Annotated in this window: 19 protein-coding genes and 1 pseudogene; 13 read left to right on the top strand and 7 right to left on the bottom strand. The window is 68.6% G+C overall.

The window, feature by feature from the left end; genetic code table 11:
- Positions 1-90: 90 nt before the first annotated feature.
- Positions 91-870 carry an ATP-binding cassette domain-containing protein gene (locus RF640_RS18225; RefSeq protein ID WP_368828597.1) on the top strand — a complete coding sequence of 260 codons (780 nt, stop codon included), beginning with the start codon at positions 91-93 and terminating at the stop codon, positions 868-870.
- Complete coding sequence (locus RF640_RS18220) at positions 867-2,480, top strand: hypothetical protein (RefSeq protein WP_368828596.1); 1,614 nt, start codon at positions 867-869, stop codon at positions 2,478-2,480. Before RF640_RS18225 ends, RF640_RS18220 begins: the two co-directional genes overlap by 4 nt.
- 71 nt (positions 2,481-2,551) lie before the next feature.
- Here the strand turns inward: RF640_RS18220 and RF640_RS18215 are convergent, their stop codons facing one another.
- From RF640_RS18215 to RF640_RS18200, 4 genes are all read right to left on the bottom strand, one after another.
- Complete coding sequence (locus RF640_RS18215) at positions 2,552-3,112, bottom strand: hypothetical protein (protein ID WP_368828595.1); 561 nt, start codon at positions 3,110-3,112, stop codon at positions 2,552-2,554.
- Positions 3,113-3,122: 10 nt separating this feature from the next.
- Positions 3,123-3,545: a hypothetical protein gene (locus tag RF640_RS18210; protein ID WP_368828594.1), complete on the bottom strand. Its 423-nt coding sequence runs from the start codon at positions 3,543-3,545 to the stop codon at positions 3,123-3,125.
- 155 nt (positions 3,546-3,700) lie between these two features.
- Positions 3,701-3,922, bottom strand: a complete 222-nt coding sequence (locus RF640_RS18205; RefSeq protein WP_368828593.1) for a hypothetical protein — start codon at positions 3,920-3,922, stop codon at positions 3,701-3,703.
- Between the two features lie 284 nt (positions 3,923-4,206).
- Complete coding sequence (locus RF640_RS18200) at positions 4,207-4,686, bottom strand: hypothetical protein (RefSeq protein WP_368828592.1); 480 nt, start codon at positions 4,684-4,686, stop codon at positions 4,207-4,209.
- Positions 4,687-4,878: 192 nt separating this feature from the next.
- On the opposite strand from RF640_RS18200, the gene RF640_RS18195 reads away from it, so the two are divergent.
- The 3 genes from RF640_RS18195 (at position 4,879) to RF640_RS18185 (ending at position 6,465) form a co-directional block, all read left to right on the top strand.
- Positions 4,879-5,316, top strand: coding sequence for a hypothetical protein (locus tag RF640_RS18195; protein WP_368828591.1), 438 nt, complete (start codon positions 4,879-4,881; stop codon positions 5,314-5,316).
- A gap of 235 nt (positions 5,317-5,551) precedes the next feature.
- A complete protein-coding gene (locus tag RF640_RS18190; RefSeq protein ID WP_368828590.1) occupies positions 5,552-5,923 on the top strand; it encodes a hypothetical protein in 372 nt (123 codons plus the stop codon).
- A gap of 164 nt (positions 5,924-6,087) precedes the next feature.
- Positions 6,088-6,465 carry a hypothetical protein gene (locus RF640_RS18185; RefSeq protein ID WP_368828589.1) on the top strand — a complete coding sequence of 126 codons (378 nt, stop codon included), beginning with the start codon at positions 6,088-6,090 and terminating at the stop codon, positions 6,463-6,465.
- A 139-nt stretch (positions 6,466-6,604) separates the two neighbouring features.
- On the opposite strand, the gene RF640_RS18180 is transcribed toward RF640_RS18185, so the two are convergent.
- Positions 6,605-6,979, bottom strand: coding sequence for a hypothetical protein (locus RF640_RS18180; RefSeq protein WP_368828588.1), 375 nt, complete (start codon positions 6,977-6,979; stop codon positions 6,605-6,607).
- 161 nt (positions 6,980-7,140) lie between these two features.
- On the opposite strand from RF640_RS18180, the gene RF640_RS18175 reads away from it, so the two are divergent.
- Positions 7,141-7,875, top strand: coding sequence for a hypothetical protein (locus RF640_RS18175; protein ID WP_368828587.1), 735 nt, complete (start codon positions 7,141-7,143; stop codon positions 7,873-7,875).
- 47 nt (positions 7,876-7,922) lie between these two features.
- Here the strand turns inward: RF640_RS18175 and RF640_RS18170 are convergent, their stop codons facing one another.
- Positions 7,923-8,438 (bottom strand): hypothetical protein, encoded by a 516-nt coding sequence (locus tag RF640_RS18170; protein WP_368828586.1) that lies wholly within the window; start codon positions 8,436-8,438, stop codon positions 7,923-7,925.
- A 362-nt stretch (positions 8,439-8,800) separates the two neighbouring features.
- Between RF640_RS18170 and RF640_RS18165 the strand changes: the two genes are divergently transcribed.
- The 6 genes and pseudogenes from RF640_RS18165 to RF640_RS18140 form a co-directional block, all read left to right on the top strand.
- Positions 8,801-9,310, top strand: a complete 510-nt coding sequence (locus RF640_RS18165; protein ID WP_284563940.1) for a helix-turn-helix transcriptional regulator — start codon at positions 8,801-8,803, stop codon at positions 9,308-9,310.
- Positions 9,307-10,143: a M23 family metallopeptidase gene (locus RF640_RS18160; RefSeq protein ID WP_284563941.1), complete on the top strand. Its 837-nt coding sequence runs from the start codon at positions 9,307-9,309 to the stop codon at positions 10,141-10,143. The genes RF640_RS18165 and RF640_RS18160 overlap by 4 nt, the downstream gene beginning before the upstream one ends.
- A 337-nt stretch (positions 10,144-10,480) precedes the next feature.
- Positions 10,481-11,179 (top strand): hypothetical protein, encoded by a 699-nt coding sequence (locus RF640_RS18155; protein ID WP_368828585.1) that lies wholly within the window; start codon positions 10,481-10,483, stop codon positions 11,177-11,179.
- A gap of 179 nt (positions 11,180-11,358) precedes the next feature.
- On the top strand, positions 11,359-11,829 hold the full coding sequence (locus RF640_RS18150; protein ID WP_368828584.1) for a GNAT family N-acetyltransferase: 471 nt from the start codon (positions 11,359-11,361) through the stop codon (positions 11,827-11,829).
- 110 nt (positions 11,830-11,939) lie between these two features.
- Positions 11,940-13,327 (top strand): IS3 family transposase gene (locus RF640_RS18145; protein WP_231738420.1). Its coding sequence is split into 2 segments (ribosomal slippage): positions 11,940-12,267 and positions 12,267-13,327, totalling 1,389 coding nucleotides; the frame shifts between segments, so codons are not numbered across the junction.
- A 33-nt stretch (positions 13,328-13,360) separates the two neighbouring features.
- Positions 13,361-13,513: pseudogene (locus RF640_RS18140) on the top strand (N-acetyltransferase); the annotation flags it as partial.
- Positions 13,514-13,927: 414 nt separating this feature from the next.
- Here the strand turns inward: RF640_RS18140 and RF640_RS18135 are convergent.
- Positions 13,928-14,332 (bottom strand): cytidine deaminase, encoded by a 405-nt coding sequence (locus tag RF640_RS18135; RefSeq protein WP_368828583.1) that lies wholly within the window; start codon positions 14,330-14,332, stop codon positions 13,928-13,930.
- A gap of 281 nt (positions 14,333-14,613) precedes the next feature.
- Between RF640_RS18135 and RF640_RS18130 the strand changes: the two genes are divergently transcribed.
- A protein-coding gene (locus RF640_RS18130; protein WP_231738420.1) for an IS3 family transposase occupies positions 14,614-16,001 on the top strand; the annotation gives its coding sequence in 2 pieces (ribosomal slippage) (positions 14,614-14,941 and positions 14,941-16,001; 1,389 coding nt in all).
- Positions 16,002-16,830 lie beyond the last annotated feature (829 nt).

The following is a 16,830-nucleotide window of genomic DNA, read 5'->3' as shown; positions in this document are numbered from 1 at the left end:
GCGATGGTGCGCTGGGCGATGATCCGCACCACCAGCAAACGCCTCGCCCGAAAGGTTTAGGAACAGACACTTAGGGGTTGGTGTTCGGTCGTGGCGGTGTCGGATGTCCGGCTGGTGGGGGATCTGCGGGCGGTGGCATCGGGGAACAATAGGGTGGCCGTGTTGCCGTTGAAAGGCTCGTTGTCCGTGAGTGCTGCTCCTGTCCTGTCTGTTCGTGAGTTGGTGTGTGGTTATGCCGGGGTGCCGGTGACCGTCGGGGTCAGCTTCGAGGTGGGTCCGGGGGAGGCGGTGGTGTTGCTCGGGGCCAATGGGGCGGGCAAGTCCACGGTGCTGCGCACGGCGGTGGGCCAGCAGGTGCCGGTGAGCGGGGAGCGGTGGCTGAAGGGCGGGCCGGTGGTGGAGAACTCGCTGGTCTACCGGCGGGCGGTGAGCTGTCTTTTCGACGAGGACGCGTTCTTGCCCGGGGTGTCGGTGGGTCATCACCTGGAGTTGGTGCTGCGCGGTCACGGGGTGGCCGATGCGCCGGTGGTGGCCGCCGAGGCAGTGGTCGAGTTCGGGTTGGGCGACCGGGTGGACGCCTCGCCGTTCGCTCTGTCCTCAGGCCAGCGCCGGCGGGCGCTGCTGGCCGCGGCACTGATCCGCCCGTTCGAGCTGCTGGTGCTCGATGAGCCCGAACAGCGCCTGGACGCGCTGATGCGTGCCCGTTTGGCCGATCGTCTGGTCGCTGCCCGGCAGGCGGGGGCGGGGTTGCTGATCGCCACGCACGACGCGTCGCTGGCGGCCGCGGTGGGCACCACGGTGCTGACCATCGAGCCCCACGGCGCCCTGGCACCGGGCGTGCCTGCTCCGCAACGGGAGGGGCAGTCGTGACGGCCGGTGCCGGCCTGAAACCTGCCGGGCACGCCGAGATCGAGGTATTCCTGCGAGCAGCCCGGGCCCGGACCCGGGGCCGGGCTCGAGGTGCGGATCGGTTCGTCGACGTCTACACCGGGCTCTTCGTCACGGTGGTGCTGGTGGCTTGGGCGGCCGCCGGAATCATGGGTCTCGGGGCCTCCATGGGGGACCTGGTGGCCGCCGGTTCCTCCGGCGGGGTACTGCACCGCCCGGCCGCCACCTGGGTAGGGGCCGGGGCGCCGGTGCTCGGAGTCGCCGTACTGCTCGGGGTGGCCTGGGCCAGTGCCGTGGACCTGTTGCGCGGGCTGGGACCGGTGGGGGTGTCCCCGGAGCGGGCGGTGTGGGTGTGGCCGCTGCCCGGGGCCGGGGCGCAGGAACCGGTCCGGGCGGTGCGCCGGATGCTGTGGGCGGCTGCGGCGGCCGGGGCCTTGTGTGGTGGCACGGGTTTGCTGCTGATGTGGGGTACTGGGCTGACTGCTGGGTGGGGGCAGCCGTGGCGGCAGGCGGTAGCGCAGCTAGTGGGCTGGGCCGGTCTGGGGATCAGTGCCGTCGGGGTCTCGATCTGGGCCCAAGCTTCAATCGGGGTGCCCACATCGCTGCGGTCCCGCCCCTGGGCGGGCTGGTTCCTGGCCCTGGGGGCTGTGCTGGTCGTGCTGGCCGGGACCCGGGAGGGGGCCACCGGCCGGTGGGATGTCCTCGTGCCATCCCTGTGGTTCGTGGGGGTCACGGGAGCACTGACGGTGGTGGCCGGCCTGTTCTGGGTCTGGGCGCTGCGGTGGGCCCGGGGCCTGGGCGGGGTGCAGCTGCGGGCGGCCGGAGCGCGGACCCGGCACCTGGCCAACGCCGTGTCCCTGCTGTCGACCCAGGACCTGACCGCCGCGCTGGCCCCCGCCACGGTGCCCGGGGTACGGAGACTGCCCGGGAGCACCCCCGGCTGGGTGTCCGGGCCGCGCACGGTGGTGCTGTTCGCCTCTCTCACCGCCCTGCGGACCAGCCGGTGGCGGGTCGGTCTGGCCGTGGATCTTGGGCTGACCGTGGTGCTGCTGGCCTCCTTCTCCCAGACCGCGGTGCTCGTCGGCTGGGCTGCGCTGCTGGTGGTGGGATACCGGGGGCTGGGCCGCGGCACGGCCTATCTGGCCGATCTGCGCGCCGGGGCCGCAGCCGAACGGAACCTCCCGATCGCCCCCACCGCAGCAGCTTTGGTGCACCTGGTCGTCCCGTGCGCGCTCAACGCCGCGGTCATGGCCGCCGTAGCCGTGCTGGCCGGACTCGCGGCCGGCACCAGCTGGGCGGTGCTGTTTCCCCTCGGGGCCGTAGCCGGGACCGGAATCGGCGCGGTCGCCCACTACCGCGCCCTGGCCCCGGAACCGGACCACACCCAGCCCCCGATCGACACCCCCCTGGGCCCGGTGCCCGTCACCCAGCTGATCGGCTACAGCCGGGGGCTCATCCTGGTGCCCGCCCTGCTCGCGGCACCCGCCACCGTACTGCTTCATCCGGCCGCCTGGCCGGCGGCACTGGCAGCCGCCCTCGCCCTGACGGCCACCGCCGTGGCCCTGGCGATCAGCACGGATTGGAAACACTGAGACCCGAATCCTGGGGGCCACAGCCGAGCCGAACCACACCTGCCGGGCTCCCGAGGTGCGATAGGAGTTCGTTAATTGGCGTGGTCGTCGTGGTGCACCGCGTGCAGGTAGGCCCAGGGGTGCCGGGCGCGGAGAATATGGATGACCGCCAGGATCCCGGCGAGCACGGCGAAGACGGTCCAGGCCGGCTGCGGCACCAGCAGCGAGGCGACCAGTACCCCGGTCGTGGCGGCCACGGCGTAGGCCGCGGCCTCGATCCGTTGGCAGGCTGTGACACCGGCGGCGGCGCGGACTGGCGGTTCCGGGGGCAGAGCACCGGTCCGGGCGGCGGCGATCAGCGCGTTGCGCACCCGCTCTGCGGGCACCGGCGGCAGGTCAGTGGGCCGCGGGGTGCGGGCGAGTCGAGCCAGGAGATGGAACAGGGCCAGGAGACCGAGCAGCAGCACCGGCCACCACGGGGTGCGCAGTGCACCGGAGGAGGTGTCCAGCAGCCACCACAGCGCCACCGGCATCGCGAGGACGAGGATCGCGGCGGCAGGCACGGTGCGGGCCACCACCTGGCCGACGGTGGGGATCGGGGCGGTATCGATCTGGGAGTGCTTTTCGTGTGCGGGCCGGGGGCGGTCCTCCATGCCGTTCACGCTACCGGCCGCCCTCGGAGGGGGTCGTGGACTGGCGGGTGGCTCGCGTGCTCCGGAGGTGGTGCAGGCCCGCCCCCAGCAGCACGAGCATCCCGGCGGGCACGGCGTGCAGTGCTGCGAGGTCCAGGGCCGCGGCGGCCCACCGGGCGGTCTCCACCACGGTCAGGGTCATGCCCTGGCTGACACCGAGCACTGCGGTGAACAGATGTGCGGCGAGCACCATCGCCGCTCCGACGACGGCCCAGAGTGCTACGGCCTGTCCGGTGGGCACCAGGCGGTACCCGTCGGCCACCGCCCACAGTCCGGCCGGGACGAAGGTGACCAAGGTTGCGGCCTGCCCGGGGTCGAGGTAGGGGTTCCGGAGGAACCAGTCGTTGCGTAGCAGCACCTCGAAGCTCACCTGGAGGGCCACCATGATCGGCACCCAGCGCACCAGGAAATGCCGGATCCACCGGGCGGCACCCCTCCAGGGTCGGGCAGGCGTCTGAGCTGGGGCATCCACAGGACGGGCTCCTTCGTGAGGACGACGAGGTCATCGCTCGATACGTGGGCCTCAAAGGCAGGCGCCTTCTGGTGGGTCTACGCTCGCCAGCTGCCGGGGCGGTCGCCGTGCTTGCGCACGTAGTCTTTGATGCCGGCGGTCACGCCTTTGCGCACCACCCAGTAGAAGATCAGCAACGAGATCACGAACATGACCAGTGGGAAGAGCAGGGCCAGCAGGGGCAGGCCCCAGTCACCGGGGGTGGGATTGATCCCGGACGCCGCCAGGACGCCGGGCAGTGCGGCGAGGTCGGTGAGCATCGTGGTGAGCCTCCTTGGGCGGGGCTTCCCACGCTACTGAGACGCGATGGAACCTCCCGGACTGCGCAGACGCCCTGCGTGTCGTGCGGTCACAGTGGTACGACGACTGGAGTCCGCGGATCTCACCACTCCACAGTGCAGTGAGGGGTTCCCCCCTTACGGTGGACGGAAAGCGTGGGGCTGGTGCCGGTATGGGGGTGGATCAGCCCAGCACCTGCTCGACCGGAGGCCTCGCCCGCACACCGGATGCGGTGATGAGCGTTGAGCCGGCGCATCGAGGAGAGCTACTCGGGGGCGGTCGTCGGTGAAGCGGACACACCCCAGTAGAGCTCCTGGCCGTCCGCGAGGACTTCCACGCTGAACGTCTCCGGCGCTGGCTCGTCAGGTACGCCGACGTAAGTGGTCGTGGTGACCGGAAAGCGCGGGCAATCACCTCCGCCGTAGTTGCCGCTCTCGCCGCTGAGCACAATATGCGCGGAGCGGTCCTCGAATGCACTCTCGGACTCGGTCAACTCGCACGCCATCGTGATGGCGTACCACCCGGGCTCGACATCGGGGGTCGAGCCGCTGGAATGGGTGCCGTCCGGGGCGGCGACGTTGGCCATGGAGAAGCCGCCCTCGGCCGGGACGGGCAAGGTGGAGTCAGTCCAGCTGGTGAGGTCGGGGGCCGGAGGTGATTCTGGTTCCGGTGACGATCCGCAGGCGGTGACGGCCAGTGCCATCGCGGTCGTGGCGGTTACGGCTGTGAACGTCCGGCTCGTCATGCCCGCCACCCTAAACGCTGTGCAGCTAACTGTCGGTGATCCCTTCAAACGAAACGCCTCGGGTTCACCTGACGTCTCGCCCTACCTGGTTGTGATGGGGGTTCCTGAGTGCTGACCCAGCTCGAGGTCCTTGTGTCGTGGCGCGGGTGCCCGGCATACGGTGGGGGCTATCGAGCGGAGAGGCGTGATCTGGTGAGGCGAGCCCTGCACGTGCATCCGCTGAGCACCTATCTGCTGTTCCAGGCGCTCACCCCGGTGCTGGCCCTGGGCTACGCGGCCGTCCTGTCACCGGGCGGCTGGTCGGCCTGGGTGCTGTGCTGGGCAGTGCTGGCGGGGGTGGGGCTGCTGTGGACCCAGCTAGTGTGGGGCCCGTGCTGGGCGGCCGGGGCCGACTACGGGCTGAGCGCCGGGGTCCGCGTCGCCCTGATGACCGTCACTGGTGCCGGGCTGATGCTGCCCTTCCTGGTGCTGAACGTGGTCCTCGACCCGGGGTGGTTCCTCTACGCCCTGGTCCTGACCCCCTACGGGCTGATGGCCGGGTTGCTCGGTGGCGCCGTCCTGGCCATCCGGGACCGTAGTGCTGTCCCTGTCCCTCGCGTCCACGACGCCGCCGAGGCGAAGTTCCGCTAGAAAGCCCGGCGCCCGCGGTGCACCAATGCCTCAGCTGGGGCTCGTCCCGGCGCGCCGAGGACTGACGCCAGATGACCGTCGAGGTGGCCATAGGCTCGAGGAAACCGTCCCGCATGATTCCTGTGGTCGCTCCGGTGTGCTCGCCACAGCCCGAGGGCGTCGATGCAGTCCGCGCCCTGGACCTTGTGCAGGGGGCGGCGGGGCGGGTGGAGCTCTGTATGGAAGGAACGGTGCGATGCGACTGGTCTCCCAGGCGATGTGGGTGATGGGTGGGTGTGTGGCCTGCGCCCTGGCGGTCGGTCCGGTCGCCGCCGCCTTGGGGCCCTCAGCACCAGAGCCGGTGGTGAGAATGTCGGCCACTCCGACGCTGGAGGAGCTCGCCGGTCTGCCGGAGTGCTCGGATGCGGACACCGCGGCCGCGGTGCACGCGGTGCTCAGCGGGGGCGCGCAGGAACCCGATCAAGGACTGCTGGCCTCCCCGGAGGAGGTGCCGGCCGGAGCGGTCACCGCCCAAGGCCAGGCCTTCGCGCAGCTTTCCGATGAGGAACAGAGGTTCCAGCAGTGCTTGGGAGCCCATCAGGCTCTGGCCGGTTCGCCGCAACCGTAGGCCCGGGGAGTTCCCGCACGGCGCCTGCCAGCGTCCTGTGGTCAGGACACCTGCGTTCCGGGTACTGCCATCGCGCAGAGTGCTGTCCGCCCCCGACCTGCGGTGTGCTGAACGGAACGAATCCTTAAGATCTCCGCTGCGTTGCCCAGAAGGATGTGACTGCCATGCCCGCTTTCCCCACACCCGTCAGCGTGCCCGGGAAGTCGCTGATCCGGCCGGTCGTGGCCGCAGTGCTCTCCTTCATCTGGGGCATCGGGTTGCTGGTGGCGAACTTCATGTTCGCCATCCTGATCGATAACGCAATCGCGCACCGGCGCGGCGTGGCGGCACCGAACCGAAAATTCGCCGAAGAGCCCGAAGTGTTGCTTCTTTTTGCCGGCATCTTCTTCCTGTGCGCCGTCGCGCTGTTTGTTGCGACGGTGATAGGCATGCTGCAGCACTACCACGGGCCCAAGCGACTGCCGTGGCTCTTGTCCATCCTGAGCTTCCTGGCGCCTTCGGTGCTCATCATCGGTTACGCGGTCCTACTGCGCCTGTTCTGATGTCATCCCCGGCCCACCGCTCAGGCCCATGCGCAGCCGCCGGTCCTGTCGCCGTGCCGGGGGTCTCCCACCAGCCGCGTCGGGCTGGGCGCTGCATGGTGCATTTGGGGTTCCTTCGCGTGCGCTCGAGGCTTCGGTTCTAGCGCGGGTCTCGCGATCCGGTGGACTCGTTCTGGGTCGGGCCTGTCCGGTCGTCGTGGCGGTCCTGCCAAAAGATGCATGCGGCCATAGCGATGCCGACGGCCCAGCCGGCAAAAGAAAAGTCGTAGCCCCGGCCGAGAAGTCCCATCAGCATGGCCAAGAGCCAGACGATGCCTGTCATTAGCCCCCACGTGGCGACCAACCAGCCCCAGCGGATCTTCACCGCCAGGGCGAGACCCGTGCCTATCAGCACGGCGGCGATGACGGCAGCCCACCCGAGCGAGAACCCCTGGAACAGCTGCAGCAGGCCCGCTAATAGGAAGAGCGCGGCTCCGACGTGATAGATCCACCGCGGTATCGTCTTGCGCGACATGCCTGGGCTCCCCGTTTCGTTCTGGTGTGGGCATCGTCGCATGCACGTCATCGCGTGCGCTTTCCCCCCTTAAGCGTTGCCGCTTGTCTCGCGCCCCAGACATGCTGGCGCTGCGGTAGGGGTTCCTTGGGTGTGCTCCGGGGTGTGCTCTACTCGGGTGCATGAGCGAAACGGTGTTGCCTGGCATGCCTGATGGGGCGGACTTCCGTGCCCTGGCCGCCAGCTCGCCGTGGCGGTTCACCACGATGCACTTCACCCACCGGCGGCAGTCCAAGGGTGGGGCCACCGCCGAGGGCGGACCGGTGGAGGCCTGGCTCGACCGAGCCCGGCACCGGGTGGTCGTGCGCACCTCGGGCGGGATCGAGGTCGCCGAGGGCGTGCCCTACGGCGGGGCCGTGGGCGGAGCGGGAGATGAGTTGTCCCTGCCCGGGACAGGGGTGGTGCTGCGCCCGGACGGGCTGGTCGCCCACCGGCCAGAGGACTGGCACCTGGACCATGGCGACCCGATGTGGCAGGACTACCAGTGGACGGCGATGCTCGACCCCATCGAACTGGACCAGGGCGTGGAAATCGGCGACGTCACCGCTACCGTGCTGAGGGGCCGGGCCACCTGGGCGGCCACCTGCCGGCCGCTGCCCGGGCAGGGCGAGGACTGGGTGGGTGGTTACCTCCCACGGTGCGGGTGCTGCCCGATGCTAGACAGTCCGGCGTCCCGGATCTATGAATACGGGACCGAGGACCCGACCCTGACGGACGATCTGGCCACGGTGTACCGGGTGCATCTGGACGTGCGCACCGGCATCGTCGTGGACCTCACCCCGTTGGACGGCACCGAGGGCACCAGTTTCACCAATGAGATCCACAACGTCGACGAGCACCTCGACCCACCGCTGTGATCCAGTAGGGGTTCCCATCTCGGAGCAGTGTGAGGACCCCGGGAGGTTTAGCGGCGGCCGCGGCCGCCAGAGCGCCGGCGGCTGGGCGAGGACGGCTGGTGCTTGCGCCCGGCGCGGCGGAAGTGGTCAGCCTGCTCCGGGTCGAGCAGGTGCTCGGCGCCGGCCAGCAGCGTGGCGGCGGCCAGCAGCACTCCGCCGTCGTTGCCCAGCAGGAAGTCCGAGTCCAGCACGAGCGTGGAGCGCTGGGCCTCCAGGTCGTTGGTGACCCCGATGGTGAACCCAGCGGTCGCCGCGGTCGCCGGGACGGTCTCAACGCGCTCCACTGCGGTGACCGCCACCTCGGGCAGCTGCTGGCCGGTGAGCCGGTATTCCTCCAGCACCTGCCGGCCCAGGGTGAGCAGCGCGGAGATCAGCGTGTGCGGGCTGACCGGTGCGTCCTGCGGCACGGCGACCGCCAGGCTCGCGCGAGTACCGGTGGTGGTCATGCGGATCTGGGCGGCGACGGCGAAAGAGTCGACGACCGGAACGTTCTCGACGGCAAGGGAGGGCACGGCAACGCTCAAGGGAACTCCAGGGGAGAGTGGCGGGGACGAGGCCAGACTCTCACACGCCTCGCCACGGCACCCAGGACAGGGCGCGGCGGGGCGGGCTCATGACGTGGAGCAGATGTCCGGAGGTGCTTCTCGGTCAGCTTCCGGGTCATCGTAGGGAGAGGGGCTGTGAGGCCCGATGTGTTCTGACCGGCGTCCAAGCGTGAGCTTGACGACCTCCTGCAGTCGCGGTTGGGGTTCCCGCCTGGCTCTCGCGTCCACAGATAACGTTCGCGCCGGGCCTGGCGGCGAAGTGTGCCGACGGTCCGTCTTTGCAGGCTGCCGACATAGAACCCTTATTCGTACTTACGAAAAAACGTACTAGTGTGGGGGTCATGACCGACACCGACCGACTCGCAGCCCTCGAACGGCGCGTAGCTGACCTTGAGGCCTTACTGCAGCGTCCGGCAGGGCCCGATGCAAATGCGGTAACGCCCGCCTCCGAGGTCTTCTGGGCGCTGGAGGGCCTGCGGGCCCGGGTCCAGGAGCCGGGTGCGGTGCTGCTGACCGGACACGTGCGTCTGCCCGACGGCCGCCACGCCCACTGGCAGCAGGCCGCAGCCACCGGGGACCTGTTGGGCGGTGACTGGGCCGAGAGCGCCGACGGGCTGGCCGCGCTCGGTCACCCGGTCCGACTGCGGCTGCTCCAGCAGGTGCTCACAGGCGCCAGCACGGTCCATGAGCTCACACAAATCGACGGGGTGGGCACCAGTGGGCAGGTGTATCACCACCTGCGGCAGCTCACCTCCGCCGGCTGGCTGCACGCTGTGGGCGGGGGTCGTCACGAGGTCCCGGTGGCGCGGGTCGTACCCCTGCTCGTGCTGCTCCTGGGTGCCCAGCGATGAGACGCGCGATCGCCCGGTGGCAGAGCTGGTGGTTGCGGCTATTCGTCCTTGCAATTCTGGTCAACCTCGTACTCCCCGCCCCCTTCCCGCTGGACCTGGCGCTCATGGCCGTACCGTTCGCGCTCTCGCTCATACGGCCGCCGGTCTCGGACCGGGGCCCGGTCGAGCTGGCCGCACCCGTGCGCGGGTGCTGGGTCGCGCTCAACAGCCCCGGTACGGCGGTCCCCAGCCACGGGGTCAAGGCCTACGGGCAGATGTACGCCGTCGATCTCCTCCAGCCCTCCCCCGATGCCGCGGCCTCGATCGGCTGGGGCCTGCGGGCGCGCCGACCGGAGAGCTACCGGTCCTTCGGCGAACCAGTACGGGCCATGGCGTCCGGAACTGTGGTGCAGGTGCAGGACTCCCAACGCGACCACGGTGCCCGGGACACATGGCCGTTGCTGGTCTACATGATGACGGTCGAGGGGTTCCTGCGGGAGCTGACCGGGGCCTCACGGATCCTTGGCAACCACGTCATCGTGGAGCACGACGACGGCACCTTCGCCGCCTACGCGCACCTTCGTCGTGGTTCCGCCGGCGTCCGTGCCAGGCAACGAATTCTTGAGGGGCAGCAGCTCGGTCAGGTCGGCAACACCGGCAACACCTCCGAGCCACACCTGCACATCCAGCTCATGGACCGGGCCCACCCGACGTCAGCCGCAGGTGTCCCCATGCACTGGCCGGACCTGCGGGTCGATCCTGCCGAGCTCGATCGCCGCTGGGCGACCGGAGCCCCCAAATCAACAGCGCAGCCCGGGTTCCTCAACAACGGCCAGATCTTCCACAACGGATGACGCGGCAGTGGGTGGACCGGTACCCCGCCGGCCGGCAATGGCCGGCTACCGCGCCACACCACCATCAGGGGCTCAACTCGGGTCAGGACGTCAACCACTGCCTGGCTGGCACGCAGAGGCAAGACGCCCAAGAATGAGCCCATCACGGGATCACCCCGTCTGGCTGCAAGCCCTCAACGAACTGCACCCCCCCACGTCGATGATGCAGTAGGGGTTCCTCTCTTGTGTGTCGTGGTTCCCGTGCTGACCGCTCGGTAGCGTCGGAGTCATGGACAAGAGAGCGGGAGGGGCCGGGCGCAAGGGGAAGCCGCCTCGATCGTCGCGTCGAGTGTCGCTGATGGTCACCGGTATCAGCGGCGCCATCGCCGTCGTAGCGACACTGATGACCTGGACCGCTGAAGCGTCCGGGGACCCTCTACACCCGGGGAGCAATGCGGGTTGGTTCGCATTTCCTGCCGGCTTCGTCGCACTCGGCGGGCTTACCGCCTTGCTGGGCGATGTCATCTCTTCGAGCACCGCTGGACCCGTCGGGCGGGGCGCGATGGGCCCGCAACCGGTCGGCACCCGTCGGCGCAGGGGCGCTGTGTGGCTGGCCCTGCTGACCTATGCCATCGTGCTGTTCCTCGGGGCGCTGGGTGCCATTGCGTACACGATCTATGACCGGGACGGAATTGGGGTCGGGGACGAGATCTTCGTGTTCTTGTGCGCTGCAGCCTTCCTCTGGGGAGTACTGCGTCTGCCGCGGCGTACCACCGCCGCGGTGCAGGAAACACGTTCTGATGAAGAGCCGGCCCCGGGAGCTGTGGGAGGTGCGGAGCGCCTGGTGATACGTCAGTGGGGATTGGCTCTCACCGGGGTGGGCGCAGGTATCACGGTGGCCCTGTACTGGTACATCGCCTACGTCAACCACTTCTTTTGGTCGGGCGTGCTCTTCGGTCCCATCATCTTTGCCGCCTTTGGACTCACGCTGGCTATCTGCGGGATGGTCCTTCTGATCATCGAGCCAGTGATGCGCCTGACCGGTCGACGCCACTAAGTGGCGTCGCCCAAACAACGCCAGGACAGCACCCCGGAACCCAGCGGCAGAAAGGAATACGACTCCGACTGTTTCCCTGACCCGCCATGTTGCACGAGGGGTTCCCTATGTTTGGCCTGAGTTCATGGGCAACGTGGTGGTGCGTGTGGGGCTGTGCTGGCGTTCAGTAGCCTGGCGGCATGGACTTCCTGGCGATCCCCACGCTCACCGGCACTTTGGCCACGCTCGAGCCGCTCGCGCCGGAGCACGCCGGGGAACTGGCAGAGGCAGTTGCGGAGGAGGACCTCTACCAGGTTTGGTACACCCGCCTGCCTGCCCCGGAAGCGATGGGCGCGGAGATCGAGAAGCGGCTGGCCGGCCACGCGGCCGGTCATCTCGTGCCGTGGACCATCCGGGCCGGCGACGGGCGGGCGGTGGGGATGACGACCTTCCTCAACATCCGCCCCGATCACCGGCGTCTGGAGATCGGGTCCACCTGGATCGCCCCCAGTGTCCAGGGCACCGGGCTGAACACCGAGGTGAAACTGCTCCAGCTCACCCACGCCTTTGAAACCTTGGACTGCATCGCCGTGGAGTTCCGCACGCACTGGCACAACCACAGGTCGAGGCGGGCGATCGCCGCCTTGGCCCTGCGTGTCAGGGTGAGTTGAGTCCAGTGGTTCACAGCAAGTTCGCCTGACGCAGGGCGAGATCAGGATCGACCACCATGAGCAGTTCCACATTCGCTCCGCCGTTGTCCGCGGTCACCGATGATGGGGGAATGAGCAGTTCCTCTCCCCGGGCCGGCGGCCCGTCCCGGCGCCGATCGTTCACCCCGGAACAGAAACTGGCCCACCTGGCCGCCTACGAGCAGGCCTGCCAGGAACAACAGGGTGGGGCGTACCTGCGCCGGGAAGGCCTGTACTCCTCGCTGATCTCCGAATGGCGCCGGCTGCGCGATGCCGGCGTGCTCGAGGGCAAGACCGCCGGCGAGTCGGTAGGCCGCCCGAGTGCGGAGCAGGCCGAGATCGCCCGGCTGCGCCGCCAGCTGGCCGCTTCCCAGCAACGACTGGCCACGACCGAGACCGCCCTGGACATCATGGGAAAAGCACACGCGCTCTTGGAGCAGATCTCCGAGAGCGCGCCGGAGGAACCCAAGCCCAAGAAGCGCTGATGGGCGCCTACACCGAGCTCACCGCCGCAGGGACGACCACCCGGGCGGCCGCGGAACTGACCGGAGTCCCGCGGGCCACCGCAGGCCGTCGTGCGGCCCGCCCGGTCCCGGCACCTCGAGACGGCGTGGCCCCGGCCAACCGGCTCAGTCCCGTCGAACGGGACCGGGTCCTGGAGGTGCTCAACAGTGCCGAGTTCGTCGACCAGCCACCGGCCCAGGTCTACGCCACCCTGCTGGCACGCGGGGTGTACCTGTGCTCGATCTCCACCATGTACCGCGTGCTCGCCGCCGCCGCGCAGGTAAAGGAACGCCGGCGCCAGGCCCGCCACCCGGCAAGGGCGATCCCCGAGCTGGTGGCCGATGGGCCCGGGCAGGTCTACACCTGGGACATCACCAAGCTCCCCGGGCCGGTCAAGGGCGTGTACTACGACGCCTACGTGATGATCGACATCTACTCCCGCTACATCGTCGGCGCCCACATCCACGCCCGGGAATCCGCCCCGCTGGCCGAGGACATGATGCGCCGGATCTTCGGCATCCACGGCATCCCCGCTGTCGTGCACGCCGACCGGGGCACCTCGATGACTTCCAAGCCGGTCGCGGCCCTGCTGGCCGATCTGCAGGTCACCCGGTCCCACTCGAGACCCAGCGTGTCGAACGACAATCCCTATTCGGAGGCGTGGTTCAAGACCCTGAAGTACGCCCCGGTCTTCCCCGACCGCTTCGGCTCTCTGGCCGACGCCCGGGCGTTCATGGACGGGTTCGTGGAGGTCTACAACCACGACCACCACCACACCGGGATCGGACTGCACACCCCCGCCGACGTCCACTACGGCCACGCGAGCACCGTCGCCGAACAGCGCTCAGCGGCCCTGGCCACAGCCCGTGCCACTCACCCCGAGCGCTTCTCCACCACCGGAGACCCGAAGATCCTGGCCCTGCCCGCCGACGCCTGGATCAACCGACCATCGGCCGCAGAATCCGCAGCCGCCTGACACCCGCTGGCCTCAAACACCTTGAAAATTTCCGTGGGGGCGAAGCAGGACGGGGTGCTGCGCAATCACGATTTGTGGCGTGACGGGACCATGCGCGATGTGGTGGTGTTCTCCATCATCAACAGCGAGTGGCCCACGGTGCGGTTATCCCTGACCGAGAAGCTACGCACCCGCACTGCGGCATGAGGACGCCCCCAGGTGTAGAGGCCTCACACGCCAGGAGCTACTGAAACATCAATCACCTGCAGGTGCCGCGATGTTGCAGTAGAGGTTGACTGACCGTCACGGCTACGCGGGGATTCATAGTTCTCAAGGTGGTGAAGGCCTCGCGGGTCGAAGTATCGCCGGCTCCGGCATGCCGGGAGCGACTCAGGGTGAGGTGTTCTGGTTCTTGGCTGCCCAGTCATCGACGACGCGGCGGACGTATCGAGTCCGTGGGTGCTGGGCGCCCAGCCCGCGTTGGATCATCGCACGCCCTGAAAAGTAACCACGTCCCGCAAGTGTCTATCCTTGCTGGGCAAAGTGACACCAGACGAGTTGAGGCGCCCCAAACTCCCCAGGGCCGGACCTGTCCGGTGTTCCAGGGTGGTAGGAGACCCGTCAGTCCTTGACCCATCTGTACGGCAGCAAGTCGCGCAAGCTGACCACGTGCGGGCCCCCGACGAGTACCTCGGTGTCGAGGTTCGGCCCCGCCAATTGAGAGATGAACTCGCGGCACCGTCCGCACGGCGCCAGCACGTGGCCATGACTGTCGACGGCAACCATTCGAACCACCTGACTCTGTCCTGCTGTCAGCATGGCGGCCGCTGCGGCATGCTCAGCACAGAACCCGACCGACGACGAGGTATCCACGCAGACACCTACGAACACTTCTCCTGCGGCCGTCTCCAGTGCGGCACCGACCGTCCCACAGGTGGCTGTTTCCGAGAGTCGACGCGCGACGGTGACAGCCCGTGCCCGGGCGATCAAACCTTTGAAGTCATCAGGGATCGCCGTCAGGTCCATGGCGCCAGCCTACTGAGAACGGGACTTGCCCACTGCTCATAGAGTCCGCACCAGTTATGAGATCAGGGACTGCTGAAGCTTCGGCAGCCTACTTCGCCCACTGCGTTGCGGTGTGGGTTCCCTAGAAGCGTCGCCCAGTGAGGCGAAACCCTGCGTGTCAGGGTGAGTTGAGTCCAGTGGTTCACAGCAAGTTCGCCTGACGCAGGGCGAGATCAGGATCGACCACCATGAGCAGTTCCACATTCGCTCCGCCGTTGTCCGCGGTCACCGATGATGGGGGAATGAGCAGTTCCTCTCCCCGGGCCGGCGGCCCGTCCCGGCGCCGATCGTTCACCCCGGAACAGAAACTGGCCCACCTGGCCGCCTACGAGCAGGCCTGCCAGGAACAACAGGGTGGGGCGTACCTGCGCCGGGAAGGCCTGTACTCCTCGCTGATCTCCGAATGGCGCCGGCTGCGCGATGCCGGCGTGCTCGAGGGCAAGACCGCCGGCGAGTCGGTAGGCCGCCCGAGTGCGGAGCAGGCCGAGATCGCCCGGCTGCGCCGCCAGCTGGCCGCTTCCCAGCAACGACTGGCCACGACCGAGACCGCCCTGGACATCATGGGAAAAGCACACGCGCTCTTGGAGCAGATCTCCGAGAGCGCGCCGGAGGAACCCAAGCCCAAGAAGCGCTGATGGGCGCCTACACCGAGCTCACCGCCGCAGGGACGACCACCCGGGCGGCCGCGGAACTGACCGGAGTCCCGCGGGCCACCGCAGGCCGTCGTGCGGCCCGCCCGGTCCCGGCACCTCGAGACGGCGTGGCCCCGGCCAACCGGCTCAGTCCCGTCGAACGGGACCGGGTCCTGGAGGTGCTCAACAGTGCCGAGTTCGTCGACCAGCCACCGGCCCAGGTCTACGCCACCCTGCTGGCACGCGGGGTGTACCTGTGCTCGATCTCCACCATGTACCGCGTGCTCGCCGCCGCCGCGCAGGTAAAGGAACGCCGGCGCCAGGCCCGCCACCCGGCAAGGGCGATCCCCGAGCTGGTGGCCGATGGGCCCGGGCAGGTCTACACCTGGGACATCACCAAGCTCCCCGGGCCGGTCAAGGGCGTGTACTACGACGCCTACGTGATGATCGACATCTACTCCCGCTACATCGTCGGCGCCCACATCCACGCCCGGGAATCCGCCCCGCTGGCCGAGGACATGATGCGCCGGATCTTCGGCATCCACGGCATCCCCGCTGTCGTGCACGCCGACCGGGGCACCTCGATGACTTCCAAGCCGGTCGCGGCCCTGCTGGCCGATCTGCAGGTCACCCGGTCCCACTCGAGACCCAGCGTGTCGAACGACAATCCCTATTCGGAGGCGTGGTTCAAGACCCTGAAGTACGCCCCGGTCTTCCCCGACCGCTTCGGCTCTCTGGCCGACGCCCGGGCGTTCATGGACGGGTTCGTGGAGGTCTACAACCACGACCACCACCACACCGGGATCGGACTGCACACCCCCGCCGACGTCCACTACGGCCACGCGAGCACCGTCGCCGAACAGCGCTCAGCGGCCCTGGCCACAGCCCGTGCCACTCACCCCGAGCGCTTCTCCACCACCGGAGACCCGAAGATCCTGGCCCTGCCCGCCGACGCCTGGATCAACCGACCATCGGCCGCAGAATCCGCAGCCGCCTGACACCCGCTGGCCTCAAACACCTTGAAAATTTCCGAAAGACGCCGTCGAGTATGAGCGTCAGCACCCCGCCAATCATCAGGGCGCAGGCTCCCCAAAGGACCAGGACGGGAAGAATGGGAACCCCCAGGTTGTACACGTCGGCAATGATCCAGAGGGCCAGCATGAGCAAGGCAATGACGGCACCAAGCCCAGTGACAAGAAGGGCCACCGACGTAGGGACATGGCGCGTTTCATGGTGATCTCTGGTCTTGGACTCGCCCCGTGGCGGACCGGAGCCTCACGGCGGATCTCATGCTCGGATCGTCGCACGGTCAAGACGCCATCGGCTGTCCCATCTTGTGCGGCTGTGCGGCCGTGCCGGCACCGAGGGCACCCGCCTCACCAACGAGATCCACACCGTCGACGAGCCTCTCGAACCACCGCTGTGATCCAGTAGGGGTTGCTCATCGCGCCGGGGTGAGTCTCCGCCCGGGCAGGATGTAGTGACCTTGGGAGGTGCGTTGAGGTTGGCCCTCCCGCGCGCGGAGAGTTAGAGCACCTCTGCCCCGAGCACGATGAGGCCAGCCAAGATGCCAGCACATCCCAGGACGCCGATGGGACCGGCGGTGAAGGCAGGTTCTGCTCGGTACTGCGGATGATCCGGCGGAAGAGCCTGGCGCCGTGAGGCGTAGAGACCCGCAAGTGACTTCCGGCAGAGCAGGAGGACCACGCCGGTGATCACCATGGCAGCGCCCAAGACAAGGCTCGGCCACCCCACTTGTCCCGTGACGGGTCTGTTGGAGGCTTTCATTCCACGGAAGGATGAGAGTCATGGGAGCACCGAGGAAGT

This window comes from Kocuria sp. CPCC 205231 (genome assembly GCF_040980965.1).
In the GTDB taxonomy this organism is placed as follows: domain Bacteria; phylum Actinomycetota; class Actinomycetes; order Actinomycetales; family Micrococcaceae; genus Kocuria; species Kocuria rosea.
The sequence above is the reverse complement of the archived record's forward strand: the minus strand, read 5'-3'. Positions and strand labels throughout refer to the sequence as shown.